Below are 223 nucleotides of genomic sequence, written 5' to 3'. Positions count from 1 at the left end.
TCCGACCGCACCATTATTTAGATATCTTAAGTGATATCATTGTTGGGCTATCGCCAAGCGGTAAGGCACTGGCTTTTGATGCCAGCATTCCCTGGTTCGAATCCAGGTAGCCCAGCCACTATTTAAAACTCTTTGTTTTTACTTAGCTTGTTTATAAGTTAAATAGCAAACCAAGAGCACAACGTTACATCGAATCACCAATGTCGATATAACTATAAAGATT

The 223-nt window shown here is 39.5% G+C and carries 1 tRNA gene; it reads left to right on the top strand.

The features are described 5' to 3' along the window. Positions 1-43 precede the first annotated feature (43 nt). Positions 44-118, top strand: a tRNA-Gln gene (locus AB4484_RS26540). The last annotated feature ends 105 nt before the right edge of the window (positions 119-223 follow it).

This window comes from Vibrio sp. 10N.261.46.A3, assembly GCF_041472995.1.
GTDB lineage: Bacteria > Pseudomonadota > Gammaproteobacteria > Enterobacterales > Vibrionaceae > Vibrio > Vibrio coralliirubri.
The sequence above is the reverse complement of the archived record's forward strand: the minus strand, read 5'-3'. Positions and strand labels throughout refer to the sequence as shown.